General features: G+C 71.4%; 17 protein-coding genes and 1 tRNA gene. 14 read left to right on the top strand and 4 right to left on the bottom strand.

Going from position 1 to position 14,806, the window contains the following annotated elements; all coding sequences use genetic code 11:
* Positions 1-28 precede the first annotated feature (28 nt).
* Positions 29-928 (top strand): DUF72 domain-containing protein, encoded by a 900-nt coding sequence (locus DEP02_RS00085; protein ID WP_112465227.1) that lies wholly within the window; start codon positions 29-31, stop codon positions 926-928.
* Here the strand turns inward: DEP02_RS00085 and DEP02_RS00080 are convergent, their stop codons facing one another.
* Positions 929-2,821, bottom strand: coding sequence for a copper resistance CopC/CopD family protein (locus DEP02_RS00080; protein WP_112465263.1), 1,893 nt, complete (start codon positions 2,819-2,821; stop codon positions 929-931).
* Between the two features lie 222 nt (positions 2,822-3,043).
* On the opposite strand from DEP02_RS00080, the gene DEP02_RS00075 reads away from it, so the two are divergent.
* Entirely contained in the window at positions 3,044-3,640 is a 597-nt protein-coding gene (locus DEP02_RS00075) for an HhH-GPD-type base excision DNA repair protein (RefSeq protein ID WP_112465226.1), read from the top strand.
* 62 nt (positions 3,641-3,702) lie between these two features.
* Here DEP02_RS00075 and DEP02_RS00070 read toward each other — a convergent pair whose 3' ends face one another.
* Positions 3,703-5,313, bottom strand: coding sequence for a helicase HerA-like domain-containing protein (locus DEP02_RS00070; protein WP_112465225.1), 1,611 nt, complete (start codon positions 5,311-5,313; stop codon positions 3,703-3,705).
* A 105-nt stretch (positions 5,314-5,418) separates the two neighbouring features.
* On the opposite strand from DEP02_RS00070, the gene DEP02_RS00065 reads away from it, so the two are divergent.
* Entirely contained in the window at positions 5,419-5,715 is a 297-nt protein-coding gene (locus DEP02_RS00065) for a type II toxin-antitoxin system VapB family antitoxin (protein ID WP_004943146.1), read from the top strand.
* A 132-nt stretch (positions 5,716-5,847) separates the two neighbouring features.
* A complete protein-coding gene (locus DEP02_RS00060) occupies positions 5,848-6,477 on the top strand; it encodes a LytR C-terminal domain-containing protein (RefSeq protein WP_112465224.1) in 630 nt (209 codons plus the stop codon).
* A 124-nt stretch (positions 6,478-6,601) separates the two neighbouring features.
* Here DEP02_RS00060 and upp read toward each other — a convergent pair whose 3' ends face one another.
* A complete protein-coding gene (gene upp / locus DEP02_RS00055) occupies positions 6,602-7,237 on the bottom strand; it encodes a uracil phosphoribosyltransferase (RefSeq protein ID WP_112465223.1) in 636 nt (211 codons plus the stop codon).
* Positions 7,238-7,386: 149 nt separating this feature from the next.
* Between upp and DEP02_RS00050 the strand changes: the two genes are divergently transcribed.
* The 8 genes from DEP02_RS00050 (at position 7,387) to DEP02_RS00020 (ending at position 11,980) form a co-directional block, all read left to right on the top strand.
* Positions 7,387-7,617 carry a hypothetical protein gene (locus DEP02_RS00050; protein WP_112465222.1) on the top strand — a complete coding sequence of 77 codons (231 nt, stop codon included), beginning with the start codon at positions 7,387-7,389 and terminating at the stop codon, positions 7,615-7,617.
* Positions 7,618-7,937: 320 nt separating this feature from the next.
* A complete protein-coding gene (locus DEP02_RS00045; RefSeq protein ID WP_112465221.1) occupies positions 7,938-8,471 on the top strand; it encodes a tRNA adenosine deaminase-associated protein in 534 nt (177 codons plus the stop codon).
* Positions 8,472-8,563: 92 nt separating this feature from the next.
* Positions 8,564-8,995 carry a tRNA adenosine(34) deaminase TadA gene (gene tadA, locus DEP02_RS00040; RefSeq protein WP_232838892.1) on the top strand — a complete coding sequence of 144 codons (432 nt, stop codon included), beginning with the start codon at positions 8,564-8,566 and terminating at the stop codon, positions 8,993-8,995.
* A gap of 87 nt (positions 8,996-9,082) precedes the next feature.
* Positions 9,083-9,167: transfer RNA gene (locus tag DEP02_RS00035), tRNA-Ser, on the top strand.
* 137 nt (positions 9,168-9,304) lie between these two features.
* The gene (locus DEP02_RS33795) at positions 9,305-9,481 is read left to right on the top strand and encodes a hypothetical protein (protein WP_198668227.1); all 177 of its coding nucleotides are present in this window, start codon (positions 9,305-9,307) and stop codon (positions 9,479-9,481) included.
* Positions 9,481-9,774: a Dabb family protein gene (locus DEP02_RS00030; RefSeq protein WP_112465219.1), complete on the top strand. Its 294-nt coding sequence runs from the start codon at positions 9,481-9,483 to the stop codon at positions 9,772-9,774. The genes DEP02_RS33795 and DEP02_RS00030 overlap by 1 nt, the downstream gene beginning before the upstream one ends.
* A 177-nt stretch (positions 9,775-9,951) precedes the next feature.
* Positions 9,952-10,821, top strand: a complete 870-nt coding sequence (locus DEP02_RS00025) for an RNA polymerase sigma factor SigF (protein WP_232838891.1) — start codon at positions 9,952-9,954, stop codon at positions 10,819-10,821.
* A 247-nt stretch (positions 10,822-11,068) separates the two neighbouring features.
* Positions 11,069-11,980, top strand: a complete 912-nt coding sequence (locus DEP02_RS00020; RefSeq protein WP_112465217.1) for an RNA polymerase sigma factor SigF — start codon at positions 11,069-11,071, stop codon at positions 11,978-11,980.
* 89 nt (positions 11,981-12,069) lie between these two features.
* Here DEP02_RS00020 and DEP02_RS00015 read toward each other — a convergent pair whose 3' ends face one another.
* Positions 12,070-12,264 (bottom strand): hypothetical protein, encoded by a 195-nt coding sequence (locus tag DEP02_RS00015; RefSeq protein WP_112465216.1) that lies wholly within the window; start codon positions 12,262-12,264, stop codon positions 12,070-12,072.
* A gap of 250 nt (positions 12,265-12,514) precedes the next feature.
* Between DEP02_RS00015 and DEP02_RS00010 the strand changes: the two genes are divergently transcribed.
* Together DEP02_RS00010 and DEP02_RS00005 are read left to right on the top strand one after the other, a co-directional pair.
* Positions 12,515-13,048: a MarR family winged helix-turn-helix transcriptional regulator gene (locus tag DEP02_RS00010; protein WP_112465215.1), complete on the top strand. Its 534-nt coding sequence runs from the start codon at positions 12,515-12,517 to the stop codon at positions 13,046-13,048.
* Positions 13,049-13,134: 86 nt separating this feature from the next.
* Positions 13,135-14,806: MDR family MFS transporter (locus DEP02_RS00005; RefSeq protein ID WP_112465214.1), on the top strand; the 1,672-nt coding region annotated here is incomplete at its 3' end.

Below are 14,806 nucleotides of genomic sequence, written 5' to 3'. Positions count from 1 at the left end.
TTGCGCTGATCGGGGGTAACCGCCCGCCATGGGCGAAATCCTGGTCGGTACGTGTTCGTGGACGGATCCGGCGCTGGTGCGCAGCGGCTGGTACCCGGCGGGGTCACGCGGTGCCGAGGGCCGGCTGCGGTACTACGCCACGCGGTTCCCGGTCGTCGAGGCCGACTCCGGGTACTACGCCCTTCCCAGTGAGCGGAACAGCCGGCTCTGGGTCGAGCGGACCCCGGAGGACTTCATCTTCGACGTGAAGGCGTTCTCCCTGCTCACCGGGCACCCGACCCGGCGCGGCGCGCTGCCCGAGGAACTGCGCGGCACGTCGTACGACCCCCGCGACGCGAAGTTCCTCGACGCCGTGTGGGCGCGGTTCGCCGAGGGGGTCGGGCCGTTGCGGCGCCGCGGACGGCTGGGCAGTGTGCTGTTCCAGTTCCCGCCGTGGTTCCGGCCGGGCTCGCGGGCCGAGGCGTTCCTGGCTCAGTGCGCCGAGCGGACCGCGAGCTGGCCCGTCGCGGTGGAGTTCCGTCACCCCGCGTGGTGGCGGGAGGAACAGGCGGACGCGACCGCCGCGCTGCTGCGCCGGTACGGCTTCGCCGCCGTCGGCGTCGACATGGTGCAGACGTTGCCCTCCTCCGTCCCGCCGGTCACCCCCGTCACCTCACCGCGGCTGTCCGTCGTGCGCTTCCACGGACGCAGCCCCGCATGGGGGTCCGGGAGCAAGGAGGAACGGTTCCGGTACGAGTACGCCGGTCACGAGCTCGAGGAGTGGGTGCCGCGGCTGCGCTCCCTCGCCGGGCGCGTCGAGCGGCTCCACGTACTGTTCAACAACTGCTGCGGCGACGCGGCGGTCCGGGCCGCCGAGCGGATGCGCTCGCTGCTCGACGGCCGCCGTACCGCGTCCCACGTGCCGCGTTCCATGCCCGCGTCCGGCTGACTAGCGCAGGATCCGGACCTTCCGCTCCGCGCTCACCTGGTCGGTCTCCGACACCCGGACCGTCGCCTTCATCGTCCAGTCGCCGGCGATCGGGAGGTTGAGGGTGTCGGTGCCCCAGTAGCCGCCCCGCTTGGTGAGCTTCGCGTCGATCGGGCCGATCTTCTGTGCGGGCAGGGACAGGGACAGGCGTAGCTCGGGGACGGCGCTCAGGCCGCCGTCGGGGCCGTAGACCACGGCCTCCACCGCGTTCTGGCCGACGCGGCCCGGCACCAGTGTGACCTGCACCGTGCCGTGACCGCCCGGAGTGCCGATGTCGAACGGGATCATCGTGACGGAGGCGCCCGGCGCCCCTGCCGCGGGCGGGGCCTCGGCCGCCTCGGCGGCCACGCGGCCCGGGAGGGTGCTGACCAGCATCGTGGTGACGACCAGCACCGCGATGCCCACGGCGACCTCGGCCAGGACCGAACGGCGCAGGGCACGGCGGTAGGTGTCGGGCGCCGACGAGGGCACGGATTCCCCGACCCCGGCTCCCCTCGTCCCGGCTCCCCCCGTCTCGGCCTTCTCCGCCCCGGCTTCCTCCGTCCCGGCTTCCTCCGCCCCGGGAAGCCGTGTCCCGCCCACCGGCTCCGGAATCCGCTCGTGCGCCACCGCCCGCGGCTTCCCGGCCCGTACGGCGGCCTCCCCGTCCACCGTCGCCAGCCGCGCCGTCCAGCGCCGCGAGCGGCCCGCCACGGCCAGCATCAGCACCACCGTCACCACTTTGACCAGCAGCAGCCGGCCGTACGCGGTGCCGGTGAGCGTGCTCCAGGAGCCGAGGCCGCGCCAGGACTGGTAGACCCCGGTGACCACGAGGACGGTGACGGCGCCGAAGGCGATCCGGGAGAACCGGGCCACGGCCGCCGTCAGCGCGGGGCCGTCGCCGTCCGGGACCGCCGTTCCGGGCTCGTCCGCCGTCACGCGCTGCAGGATCGCGAGGAGGGCCGTCAGCCCGCCCAGCCAGACCCCCATCGCCAGTACGTGCAGCGTCGAGGACGTCATCGCCACCGGGACCTGGATGCCGGCCGAGGCGTGCTCGGACGCCGCCAGGGTCAGCGCCAGGGCGAGGGCGAGCACGGAGCCCGCCGCCGGGGTCGCGCGCGCGTGCTCCTGGCCCGGCCGGCGCCGGAGGAGCCGTACGAGGAGGACGGCCGCCGGCGCGAGCAGGGCCAGGCGGGCCAGCAGTACCAGGCCGGAGCGGCTGCTCAGGGTGCGGGAGAGGGCCGTGAGGTCGAAGGCCGACGCCGGGCCGGTTCCGGTCTCGTAGGGAGCCCGCAGCACCAGCAGGACGAGGGTGGACGCCAGCGCCGCCCACCAGCTCGCGACCAGCGGCCTGCGCAGCGGGCGGGGGTCCGGCGGACGGCACAGCAGGACGAAGGCGGCCGTGCCGATGAGCAGGGCGGCGGCGCCGTAGGCGGTGTAGCGGCCGAGGTCGTAGAGGCTGCCGGTCACGGGGTGCTGGTCGGGCCCCGTGTCGATCGCGGGTGGCGCCGGGGAGGGCTCCCCCACGGAGAAGGTGAAGGCGCCGGAGACCGGGTGGCTGTCCGCCGAGATCACCCGCCACGCCACGGTGAAGGTGCCCTCGCCCAGCCCGTCCGGAAACGCCACCTGGGCCGTGTCCGACCGGCCCGGCGCATGCCGTGGCTGCCCCGTCTTCACCCGTCGGCCCTCGGGGTCGAACAGGCGGAAGGAGTCGTCGAGCAGGGCCACGGACTCGGAGTAGGTCAGCGTGATCGCGCGGGGCGCCGACTTCAGGACCGTTCCGCCGGCGGGGTCGGCCTTGCGCAGGTCCGCGTGGGCGAAGGCGGGAGCGGCGCCGCCGAGCAGGAGCAGGGCCAGCACGGCGCCGAGCAGCACCGGCACCCGAAGTGGTCGCCGTACGGTCACGTCACTTCTCCGTCTTGGAACTTGCCGGCTTCTGGAGAGGTACGGAAGAAGGCGGCGCTTTGCTCACCGGGGATCGCGAGGGAAGGCTACCCAGCGGTACGAAAGACCGGTCGGGCGCAGTACGGCCGTACGCGGCGCCGCCTGCACCCCCGCCCGGCTGCGCCCCGCGCCTCAGCGGGTGACCATCGGGACATGGACGTCACCCTTCACCTCGCCCAGGACCCCGAGGCCGACGCGCTGCTCGGCCGCAGTCCGCTCGCCGTGCTGGTCGGGATGGTGCTGGACCGGCAGATCCCGGTGGAGTGGGCGTTCAAGGGGCCGGCGGCGATCGTCCGGCGCATGGGCACCGAGGAGCTGGACGCACACGAGATCGTCGTCTTCGAGCCGGAGACCTTCGCCCGGCTCCTGTCGGACAAGCCGGCCGTGCACCCCTGCCCGGGGCCCATGGCCGAGCTGGTCCAGCAGCTGTGCCGCTACCTCGTCGAGCACTACGACGGTGATCCCGAGGCGATCTGGCGGGACGTCGACAGCGGGCAGGAACTGCTGCGGCGGCTGGAGGAGCTGCCCGGGTTCGGCAGGCAGAAGGCACAGATCCTCCTCGCGCTGCTCGGCAAGCAGCTCGGAGTGCGGCCTGCCGGGTGGCGGGAGGCGGCGGGGGCGTACGGCGAGGAGAGGTCCTTCCGGTCCGTCGCCGACATCACGGGGCCCGAGTCGCTGGCGAAGGTGCGGGCGCACGAGCAGGAGACGAAGGCGGCGGCCGAGGCGACCGGGACCGAGCCTCACGGGTGATCCGCGTCCGCGGGCACGCCGAACGGGCCCCGAGCACCGCGTGGTCACACGGGTGGGAGCGCTCACCGCCTCCTGCGGGCCGTGCCGAAGAGGGACCGGGTGATCTCGCGGCCGAGCTGGGTGCCCACGGACCGGGCCAGGGACTTGAACACACCGCTGCCGACGACCTGTTCGATGACCGACGGCTCCTCGCCCTCGCCCTCGCGCTGCCGGCTCCGGGGCGCCCGTGCACCCTTCGGCTCCGCGGGTGCCGTCTCCCCGGCCCGGGCGGCCCGTGCCTCGGTGAGTTTCTCGTACGCCGACTCGCGGTCCACGGCCTGTGCGTAACGGCCGTACAGGGGCGAGCCCCGCACCGCGCGGTCCAGGGCCGCTCCGTCGACCGGGCCCATCAGGGACTCGGGCGCCCGCAGCCGGGTCGCCGCGACCGGGGTCGGCGCTCCCCGCTCGCTCAGCACCGTCACCACCGCCTCGCCGGTGCCGAGGCCGGTGAGGACCTCCTCCAGGTCGTAGGCGGAGTCGGGGAAGGTCCGCACCGTGGCCTTCAGGGCCTTCTGGTCGTCGGGGGTGAAGGCGCGCAGCGCGTGCTGGACCCGGTTGCCCAACTGGCCCAGTACGTCGGCGGGCACGTCCTTCGGGGACTGGGTGACGAAGAAGACGCCGACCCCCTTCGAGCGAATGAGCCGCACCGTCTGCGTGATCGACTCCAGGAACGCCCTGGACGCGTCGCCGAACAGCAGATGCGCCTCGTCGAAGAAGAACACCAGCTTCGGCCTGTCCACGTCGCCGACCTCCGGCAGGTCGTGGAAGAGGTCGGCGAGCAGCCACATCAGGAAGGTGGAGAAGAGCTGCGGCTTGTCCTGGACGGCGGGCAGTTCGAGGACGGAGACGATCCCGCGGCCGTCGCCGTCCGTGCGCAGGAACTCGCTCGTGTCGAACTCCGGCTCGCCGAAGAAGTCCGCCATGCCCTGCGCCTCGAAGGCGGTGAGGGACCGCAGGATCACCCCGGCGGTGGCGGTCGAGAGGCCGCCGATGTCCCTCAGTTCCTGCTTGCCCTCGTCGGAGGTCAGGAAGGCGACGACCGCCCGGAGGTCCTTGAGGTCGATCAGCTCCAGGCCCTTGGTGTCGGCGTAGTGGAAGATCAGGCCGAGGGACTGCTCCTGCGTCTGGTTGAGCTGGAGCACCTTGGACAGCAGCAGCGGGCCGAAGCTGGTGACGGTCGCCCGCAGCGGGACGCCGTGGCCCATGCCGCCCAGGGCGTAGAACTCGGCGGGGAAGCCGGCCGGCGTCCACTGCTGGTGGACCTCGACGGCCCGCGAGCGGATCCGGTCGTTCGCCGCGCCCGGCTCCGAGATCCCGGACAGGTCCCCCTTGACGTCCGCGAGGAAGACCGGCACGCCCTGTGCCGAGAGCTGCTCGGCGATCAGCTGGAGCGTCTTGGTCTTGCCGGTGCCGGTGGCGCCCGCGACCAGACCGTGGCGGTTCAGCATCGGCAGGGGGATGCGGATCCGCGCGTCGGGCAGGCTGCGGCCGTCCCAGATCAGGGTGCCCAGGTCCAGGGCGGGCCCGGCGAAGGCGTATCCGGAGGCGATCTCAAAAGCCTTCCGCGGGAGCGCCGGGGCGCCTCCCGGAGCCTCGCGGGCGGCGGCCCCAGGTACGGTCTCGCTGTCACTCATCTCAAGCCCCTGTTTCCGGTTCGCCCGGGTTTGCTGCGGCATTTCCAGCGTCGCACTCCGACGCCCGGGCTGCGCCCGCGAGCTCTGGCCCGGTAGGCTTTCCGTGTGATCTTCAAGCGCATCGGAAACGGCCGGCCGTACCCCGACCACGGCCGGGAGAGCACCCGGCAGTGGGCGGACGTCGCGCCGCGCCCGGTCCGCCTCGATCAGCTCGTGACCACCAAGCAGCAGCTCGACCTGGAGACCCTGCTCGCGGAGGACTCGACGTTCTACGGCGACCTCTTCGCGCACGTCGTGAAGTGGCAGGGCGACCTGTACCTGGAGGACGGCCTGCACCGCGCGGTGCGGGCGGCGCTCCAGCAGCGCCAAGTGCTGCACGCGCGCGTGCTGGAGCTGGACTGAGCCGTCCGGGTCGCCGTTCGATAACGGCTTGGACCTTTTGGGTTCTCCTGCGCGGTATCGAATGATCATCTGGTAGGAATCACCGCTCCTGCGCACTACGCTGCGCCCATGAGCATGCTGACTCCCCCCGGCATGGGCGGGAAGTACCGGATCACGGGGAACAAGTACCCGCGGATGCACAGGCCTCGGAAGCGCGGCAGGCTCGTGCTCCTCGCCGTCGCCTCCGTCGCGGTGCTCGGTGTGATCGGCTGGGGCACCCTGCAGCTCATCGACGTCTTCACCGGCGGCGGCAAGAAGGCCTCGGCGGCCGGCACCAAGGGGGACTGCTCGCCGAAGACGGCACCCACCGCGAACCCGTCGGCGGCGAGCGCGGCCCCCGCGCTGCCCAAGCCGGGCCGGATCACCGTCAACGTCCTCAACGCCACGCCCCGCAGCGGCCTGGCCAAGCAGACCGCGGACGAGCTGAAGAAGCGCGGCTTCCGCATCGGCCAGGTGGGCAACGCGACCAAGGAGTTCGACAAGAAGGTCAAGGGCGCCGGGATCCTCCTCGGTCCGGCCTCCTCGCTGAACACCTCGCTGCCCGTCCTCGCCACCCAGCTCGCCGGCGCCGAGAGCCGTACCGACACCCGCAAGGGCACGGAGGTCGACCTGATCATCGGCACGGGCTTCAAGGAGCTGACCCAGCAGGCGGCCGCGGAGAAGGCCCTGGCCGCCCTGAACGCCCCGAAGCCGACGGCGGCCCCGGCGAAGAAGAGCTGCTGAGCGGCCGTACGGCCGCACACAAAAGCGCTCGGCCATCCCGGAAGGGGCGGACCGAGCGCCGTACCGCTCCGTTGCCCGCGCGGCTCCGGTCGCCCGCGCAGGCAGACGGCCTTGCGGCGGGACCCTACTCCGCCGCCCCGTACATCCGATCGCCCGCGTCTCCCAGGCCCGGGACGATGTAGCCGTGCTCGTCGAGGTGTTCGTCGACCGACGCCGTCACGACGGTCACCGGGGTGCCCGCCAGGTCGCGTTCCATGACCGCGACGCCCTCGGGGGCGGCCAGGAGCACCACCGCGGTCACGTCGTCGGCGCCGCGCTTGATCAGCTCCTGTATCGCCGCGACCAGGGTGCCGCCGGTGGCGAGCATCGGGTCGAGGACGTAGACCTGACGACCGGAGAGGTCCTCCGGCATGCGTGTGGCGTACGTCGACGCCTGCAGCGTCTCCTCGTTGCGGATCATGCCGAGGAAGCCCACCTCGGCGGTCGGCAGCAGCCGGACCATGCCGTCCAGCATGCCGAGCCCGGCCCGCAGGATCGGCACCACCAGGGGCCGCGGGCGGGCGAGCTTGACGCCGGTGGTCCGGGCGACCGGCGTGTCGATGTCGACCTGCTCGGTGCGCACGTCCCGCGTCGCCTCGTAGGCGAGCAGGGTGACCAGTTCGTCGGCGAGCCGGCGGAAGGTCGCGGAGTCGGTGCGCCGGTCGCGCAGCGTGGTGAGCTTGTGGGCGACCAGGGGGTGGTCGACGACGTGGAGACGCATGTGCCAACAGTAACCGGGCCCCGAATCCGCCCGTCCCCCTGCCGTCGCCGCCCCGGCGCCCCCGGCCGCACCCCTGCCACCGTGCGCTGTTGTGGCATCAAGCCCCCGTCCGAGGGAAAGTGGGAGGGACGGACTGGGGTGGTGAACCAATGCCTGACCGGGAATACCGCAAGAATCCGTCGCCGCACGCACAGCCGGAGGCGGTGGACGCGCCGAAGACGGCGGACATGCCTGAGACCGACAGCGAGCGCCGGCGCCGACGGGCCCTCTTCCTGCGCGAACTCGCCGAGGCACGCGCCCTGCGCGACCGCGTCCAGCCCCGCCGCGCCAAAACCGCCCGGCTGCGGCGCGCCCTGCGCATGCGCACGTTCCGCTGGTAGGCGGAACACGCCCGGAGGACACGCGGGAAGAGCGACACCCGTGCGGACGCCCGGGCGGTGGACGTGCGTGGACGCCCGGGGAAAGCCGCGTACGATCCGGATGCGGCGGCAACGACTGTGCCGGTGAGCCCTTCACCGACGTACCGACGTACCGACGTACCGACGAAACCGCCGGACACAGGGAGGCGAAGACGTCCCCTGAAGGCCTTGTTTCTGCCACGATTCCGAATGGGTGGGGCTCGGAGCCCAGCTCTTCCCGCCCAGAACCTCCGCCGGGGGGACCCCCAACCGGCACGCCTATGACCAGTGGGAGAGTCACGGTGTACTTCGCCGCACTGCTCGCGCGCACCGAAGACGGGTGGGAAGCGAGCGACACAGAGCTCGACGACGTGGAGACGCTGGCCGACCTGGCCGACCTGGCCCGGGAGGCCTCGGCCGACGACGACACGGTGCTCGTCCTGATCGAGCAGGAGGACGCGTGGTTCGGCGTCGTCCGCGTGGACGGCGAGGACGACCCTCGTATCTACGTCTCCGACGCCGCCGCCGCTGCCCGCAGTTCGTACGGCGAGATCCTGCTCACCGACGAACTGCTCGGCCGGGAACCCGGCGACGACGGCCCCGACCTGGACTCCCTCGACCTCGACGGCACGGAGGACGGTGAGCCGGCGTCCGCCGAGGACGACGAGGAGCCGTCGTCCGCCGAAACCATCACGCACAGCCCGCTGGGCGACGGCGAGATCCTCGACGACCTGGGCGTCAGCGCGAAGGAGCTGCGCACCCTGGACGCGGAGGACGCGCTGAGCGCGATCGCCGACGCCCTGGGCGCCTCGGAGGTCCTGGAGACCGTCCGCTGAGCGGGCCGGGCACACCGGACACACCGGACACGAGCAGAACGCCGAGGACGGCCGGGGTCCCGGACCCGGTGCGCGACCGCTGGCGGGCCGCGATGCGGCTCGCCCTGGACGAGGCCGGACGGGCCGTCCGGGGCGGGGACGTCCCCGTCGGCGCCGTCGTGCTGTCCGGCGACGGTACGACCGTGCTCGGCGCCGGCCACAACGAGCGCGAGGCCACCGGCGACCCGACCGCCCACGCGGAGGTCCTCGCCATCCGGCGGGCCGCCGCGAAGGCCGGGCAGTGGCGGCTGTCCGGCTGCACGCTGGTGGTCACGCTGGAGCCGTGCACGATGTGCGCCGGCGCGATCGTCCTGTCCCGCGTGGACCGGGTGGTCTACGGCGCCCGCGACGAGAAGGCGGGCGCCGCCGGCTCCCTGTGGGACGTGGTACGGGACCGGCGGCTCAACCACCGGCCCGAGGTGATCGAGGGCGTCCTCGCCGACGAGTGCGCCGCGCTGCTCACCGACTTCTTCCGCGGCCGCTGAGCCCGGGCCCGCCCCGGGTTCTCCCGTCCGGCTCCTGCCGGGAAACGAATTTCGGAGCACGGCCACCCGTGCTGTAAGGTCTCCCTCGGTAGCGTGTCCGAGCGGCCGAAGGAGCTCGCCTCGAAAGCGAGTGTGGCGCAAGTCACCGTGGGTTCAAATCCCACCGCTACCGCTCGAGAAGGGCCCCGTCCACCGGACGGGGCCCTTCGTGCGATCATCTACAGCGCTCGGCCCGGTACGGATCTTCGACAGGCAGGCTCGCGCCAGGGCAGTCGACGACAGGACAACCAGCGACAGGGGGAGACCGCGATGGCGATGAACGCCAAGAAGATCGCCGTCTATGTGCTCGTGGCCTTCGCACTGTACGTGATCATCACCGATCCGGACGGGGCGACGGGCTACGTCCGGATAGCGTTCGAGGGCATCTCGGACGCCGCCAAGGCCATCGGCGACTTCATGACGTGGGTTGCCAGCAGAGGAGAGTGATGATCCGCCACCTGGTCCTGTTCAAGCTGGACGAGGGTGTCGAGCGCGACGACCCGCGCGTCGTGGCGGGCGTGGAGGCCTTCCGCGCCCTCGGCGGCCAGATCGACGAGCTGCGCTTCTGGGAGTGCGGCTGGAACGTCAGCGACCGGCCCATCGCCTACGACTTCGCGATCAACTCGGCGGTCGAGGACACCGACGCCCTGCGCCGGTACCTGGAGCACCCGGCCCACCAGGCGGGCGTCGCCCAGTGGCGGGAATTCGCCACGTGGGTGATCGCCGACTACGAGTTCTGACGGCCGCGGATTCCTCAGCCGTACGGTCGTACGGCCGCACGGTCGGTCCCACACCGGAACGGCGCGCCACCTTTCCGCACCTTACGTGCCATTTCGCCCCTCAACACGTGAGTATGTGGTGCTTGAACCCCATGCAGCTGTCTTGTGATGCTATGACCGCTTTTGCTGGATGAGTTGATCGACGAAGAGGTGGCGTTGACCGTGTCGGCCAGGACTGCGCCGCCCCCGGAGGGAGCCTCCGCCCAGACGGCCGCCCCCGCCGCCGCCCCGCCCCCGGAGAAGCGGCGCGGGGCCGACACCCGGGCCCTCACCCAGGTGCTCTTCACCCAGTTGAAGGAGCTCGAACCGGGCTCACCGGAACATGCCCGCGTGCGAGGGGCGCTCATCGAGGCGAACCTCCCACTCGTACGCTACGCCGCCGCCCGCTTCCGCTCCCGCAACGAGCCGATGGAGGACGTCGTCCAGGTCGGCACCATCGGGCTCATCAACGCCATCGACCGCTTCGACCCGGACCGGGGCGTGCAGTTCCCGACCTTCGCCATGCCGACGGTCGTCGGCGAGATCAAGCGCTACTTCCGCGACAACGTCCGCACCGTCCACGTCCCGCGCCGGCTGCACGAGTTGTGGGTGCAGGTCAACAGCGCCACCGAGGACCTGACGACCGCCTTCGGCCGCTCCCCCACGACCGCCGAGATCGCCGAGCGGCTGCGCATCACCGAGGACGAGGTGCTCTCCTGCATCGAGGCGGGACGCTCGTACCACGCGACCTCCCTGGAGGCGGCCCAGGAGGGCGACGGGCTGCCCGGACTGCTGGACCGGCTCGGCTACGAGGACCCGGCCCTCGACGGCGTCGAACACCGCGACCTGGTCCGCCACCTCCTCGTCCAGCTCCCCGAACGGGAGCAGAGAATCCTGCTGCTGCGCTACTACAGCAATCTCACCCAGTCGCAGATCAGCGCGGAACTCGGTGTCTCCCAGATGCACGTCTCCCGGCTACTCGCGCGTAGCTTCCAGCGGCTGCGATCCGCAAACAGGATCGAGGCGTAACCGGCACGGGCGAATCGCCCACCTGGGTGGTTCCCGACATCTTCGGCCCGAAAAGCCGTCAGACCCCTTGTTTCCAGGGCTGATTCGCGCCTCGGATGTCGACAAGTACCTACAGCGCGTTGCCGACATGTGACATTCTGCGGGAAGCGCGTTTGCCGTGGCTTCGGCTCCGGTATCTCAGGTGAGGACTGCGCTCTTCTCTTCGAAGGGCGCGGCCGCGACCGTCCCGCGACCCAAAGGGGGTGGCATGTCCGCAGAACAGGGCAGCTCCAAGGTGCTGACGCTCACGAAGAGCGAGACGCCCTCCCCGGCGCTCGAGCCGATCGACGCCCTCGACGCCCTCGACGATGTGGCGGCCCTCGAGGCCGCTCCCGCCACGGCTCTTCCGGCCTCGGAGAGCATCGACACCCGCACCCTGTCCCGCTCCCTGTTCCTGCGGCTCGCCGCACTCGACGAGGACAGCCCCGAGCGTGCCTACGTCCGGGACACCCTGATCGAGCTCAACCTCCCGCTGGTCCGCTACGCGGCGGCCCGCTTCCGCTCCCGCAACGAGCCGATGGAGGACATCGTCCAGGTCGGCACGATCGGCCTGATCAAGGCGATCGACCGCTTCGACTGCGAGCGGGGCGTGGAGTTCCCGACCTTCGCGATGCCGACGGTCGTGGGCGAGATCAAGCGCTTCTTCCGCGACACGTCGTGGTCGGTGCGGGTGCCCAGGCGCCTGCAGGAGCTGCGCCTGGCTCTGACGAAGGCGTCCGACGAGCTCTCCCAGAAGCTCGACCGCTCCCCGACGGTCACCGAACTGGCCGCCGCCCTAGGGGTGTCGGAGGAGGACGTGGTCGACGGCCTCGCGGTGGGCAACGCCTACACCGCCTCCTCGCTGGACTCCCCGGCCCCCGAGGACGACGGCGGCGAGGGCTCCCTGGCGGACCGCCTCGGTTACGAGGACACGGCGCTGGAGGGCGTGGAGTACCGCGAGTCGCTCAAGCCCCTGCTGGCCAAGCTGCCGCCCCGCGAGCGGCGGATCATCATGCTGCGCTTCTTCGCCAACATGACCCAGTCGCAGATCGGCGAGGAGGTCGGCATCTCGCAGATGCACGTCTCACGGCTGCTGACGCGGACTCTCGCACAACTGCGGGAGGGGCTCATCTCGGACTGATCCGTTCGGGTCGGTCCTTCCCCGTCGACGGGGCGTCAGCCACCATGGCACGGTGCCATGGTGGCTGATTTCTCGTGCTCCTGATCGCCCTACTTGAGCGCGAGCCAGGCGACGGCCACGACGATCGCCACGGCGACGACGACACCGACGATCAGGCCGATGCGCGGGCCTGAGGCGGCCTGCTGCTGCTGCCCGCCCTGGGGAGCCTCGTCGACGAACGCGCGGAACATCTGGGTGCTGCCGGCGGGGTCGTAGTTGCCCTGGGGGCCCTGGGTGTTAGCCATGGCCCGAGACCCTAGCGAAGACGCTGGACGCTTGCCCAAGTGGGGTGGTTCCGCCCTCGCTCGACACGCACCGGAGTGAGTGCGGCCGGCCCTGGGGTCTGCCGCCCCGGACGGGCCACTTGTTCACCTGCGGGTTTACGGACATCAATACTTGCCTTTGCCAAGTTTTTGCGCCACCGACCCTCAATTTGTTTGCCTTCAGCAACCAACCACTCATATTGTTGCCCGAAGCAACGAATGCGGGAGTGTGATGGCTGAGCAGGCACAGTACGAGCAGTACGAGGAGCTGGCGCGTCAGCTCGGTGCCGTCGGAATCGTGAAACGGGGCATGGGGCGGATCCTGCCGCCCGACTGCCCGGCCGGCTCGGCCGGTGTGCTGGCCCTGCTCGGCCGCCACGGGGACATGCGCATGAGCAGGCTCGCCGAGCTGCTCTCCGTGGACCTGTCGGTGACCAGTCGGCATGTCGCACACCTCGCCGCGCGCGGCTGGCTCGAACGGCTCCCGGACCCCGCGGACAAGCGTTCGCGCATCCTGCGCCTGACGCCCGCCGGGGTGAACCTGCTCGACGAGCTGTACCGGCGGACCACCCACCTGCTCGCCGAGCGGCTGAGCGACTGGAGCGACGACGAGGTCGGCCAGCTCATCCGGCTGATGACACGCCTGCGCGCCAGCTTCGGCGAATGCCGGTCCACCGCGAACCGGCACCCCGCACCCCTGGGACCCGGGTCCCAGCCGGACCCCGGCCCCGTCGCCAAGACCACCCGTACACCCGCAAGCACGTGAGAAAAAGGAAGCCCATGGCAACGACCACACCAGCCGGTGTGCGGGCCCACGCCAAACACGGGGGAGGCTCCTCCAGCAGCGCTCCGATGACGCACCGGCAGATCCTGGAGGCGCTCTCCGGGCTGATGCTCGGCATGTTCGTGGCGATCCTGTCGTCCACGATCGTCTCCAACGCGCTGCCGCAGATCATCGGTGACCTCGGTGGCGGCCAGTCCGCCTACACCTGGGTGATCACCGCCGCCCTGCTGTCGATGACCGCGGCCACTCCCCTGTGGGGCAAGCTCGCCGACCTCTACAGCAAGAAGGCGCTCGTCCAGATAGCCCTCGTCGTCTTCGTCCTGGCGTCGGCCTGCGCGGGCCTGTCGCACAACCCGGGCATGCTGATCGCCTGCCGTGTGGTGCAGGGCATCGGCAGCGGCGGTCTGGCCGCCCTCGCCCAGATCATCATGGCCGCGATGATCTCCCCGCGGGAGCGCGGCCGGTACTCCGGTTACATCGGCGCCACCTTCGCCGTGGCCACCGTCGGCGGCCCGCTGCTCGGCGGTGTCATCACCGACACCCCCTGGCTCGGCTGGCGCTGGTGCTTCTACGTCGGCGTGCCCTTCGCGGTGATCGCGCTGATCGTCCTGCAGAAGACCCTGCACCTGCCCGTCGCCCGGCGGAAGGTCAAGGTCGACTGGACCGGCGCGTTCCTGATCTCCGCCGCGGTGTCGCTGCTGCTGATCTGGGTCACCTTCGCCGGTGACAGGTACGACTGGCTGTCGTGGCAGACGTACACGATGGTCGCCGGTTCGGTCGTCCTCGGTGTGCTGTTCGTGCTCGTCGAGGCCAGGGCGAGCGAGCCGATCATCCCGCTGCGGCTGTTCCGCAACCGCACCATCACGCTGGCGTCGCTCGCCTCGCTGTTCGTCGGTATCGCGATGTTCAGCGGGACCGTGTTCTTCAGCCAGTACTTCCAGATGGCCCGCGACGAGTCCCCGACCATGTCGGGCGTCCTGACCATTCCGATGATCGGCGGTCTGTTCGTCTCCTCCACCGTCTCCGGTCTGCTCATCACCCGTACCGGGCGCTGGAAGGGCTGGCTGGTCGGCGGCGGTGTGCTGGTCACGGCGGGGCTGGGCCTGCTCGGCACCATCCGGTACGACACGGACTACTGGAGGACGGCCGTCTTCATGGCGCTGCTGGGCCTCGGCATCGGCATGATGATGCAGAACCTGGTGCTGTGCACGCAGAACCAGGTGGCACCGGCCGACCTCGGCGCGGCCAGCTCCACGGTCACCTTCTTCCGTTCCCTCGGCGGTGCGGTCGGCGTCTCCGCGCTGGGTGCGGTGATGGCCCACCGGATCACCGGCTATGTCAGGGACGGTGTGGCCGGCCTTCCCCCGAAGTACGCGGCCGCCCTGTCCGGTTCCGGCTCGGCGAGCGACAGCATCCCGGACATGGACGCGCTGCCGAAGCCGCTGCGCACGGTCATGGAGAGCGCCTACGGGCACGGCATCGCCGACATCTTCCTGATCGCCGCCGCGCTGGCGGCGGTCGCCCTCCTGTTCTCGCTGTTCATCAAGGAGGTCCCGCTGCGGACCAAGGGCGCGCTGGCGCAGGCCGCCGAGGAGGGGTCCACGCCGGTGGATCCGGCCGCGGCCCCGGCGGTCGCCGAGACCCCGTTCCCCGAGGCCGCGGCCGCGGAGACGTCCGGCGCCGCGGGGGAGCGGGTGCCCGGCCGGGCGGTGGCCGCCTCCGCCGAGGCGGGTCCCGAGG

The organism is Streptomyces triticisoli (assembly GCF_003270085.1).
GTDB lineage: Bacteria > Actinomycetota > Actinomycetes > Streptomycetales > Streptomycetaceae > Streptomyces > Streptomyces triticisoli.
Note: the sequence above shows the minus strand (reverse complement) of the source record. Positions and strands in the feature narration are given on the sequence as shown.

Bases quoted from the DNA above. Each gene is read 5' to 3' on its own strand.
- DEP02_RS00085 (WP_112465227.1), top strand. From the start codon at position 29: ATGGGCGAAATCCTGGTCGGTACGTGTTCGTGGACGGATCCGGCGCTG.
- DEP02_RS00075 (WP_112465226.1), top strand. From the start codon at position 3,044: ATGGACGTCACCCTTCACCTCGCCCAGGACCCCGAGGCCGACGCGCTG.
- DEP02_RS00070 (WP_112465225.1), bottom strand. From the start codon at position 5,313: ATGAGTGACAGCGAGACCGTACCTGGGGCCGCCGCCCGCGAGGCTCCG.
- DEP02_RS00060 (WP_112465224.1), top strand. From the start codon at position 5,848: ATGGGCGGGAAGTACCGGATCACGGGGAACAAGTACCCGCGGATGCAC.
- upp (WP_112465223.1), bottom strand. From the start codon at position 7,237: ATGCGTCTCCACGTCGTCGACCACCCCCTGGTCGCCCACAAGCTCACC.
- DEP02_RS00050 (WP_112465222.1), top strand. From the start codon at position 7,387: ATGCCTGACCGGGAATACCGCAAGAATCCGTCGCCGCACGCACAGCCG.
- tadA (WP_232838892.1), top strand. From the start codon at position 8,564: ATGCGGCTCGCCCTGGACGAGGCCGGACGGGCCGTCCGGGGCGGGGAC.
- DEP02_RS33795 (WP_198668227.1), top strand. From the start codon at position 9,305: ATGGCGATGAACGCCAAGAAGATCGCCGTCTATGTGCTCGTGGCCTTC.
- DEP02_RS00030 (WP_112465219.1), top strand. From the start codon at position 9,481: ATGATCCGCCACCTGGTCCTGTTCAAGCTGGACGAGGGTGTCGAGCGC.
- DEP02_RS00020 (WP_112465217.1), top strand. From the start codon at position 11,069: ATGTCCGCAGAACAGGGCAGCTCCAAGGTGCTGACGCTCACGAAGAGC.
- DEP02_RS00015 (WP_112465216.1), bottom strand. From the start codon at position 12,264: ATGGCTAACACCCAGGGCCCCCAGGGCAACTACGACCCCGCCGGCAGC.
- DEP02_RS00010 (WP_112465215.1), top strand. From the start codon at position 12,515: ATGGCTGAGCAGGCACAGTACGAGCAGTACGAGGAGCTGGCGCGTCAG.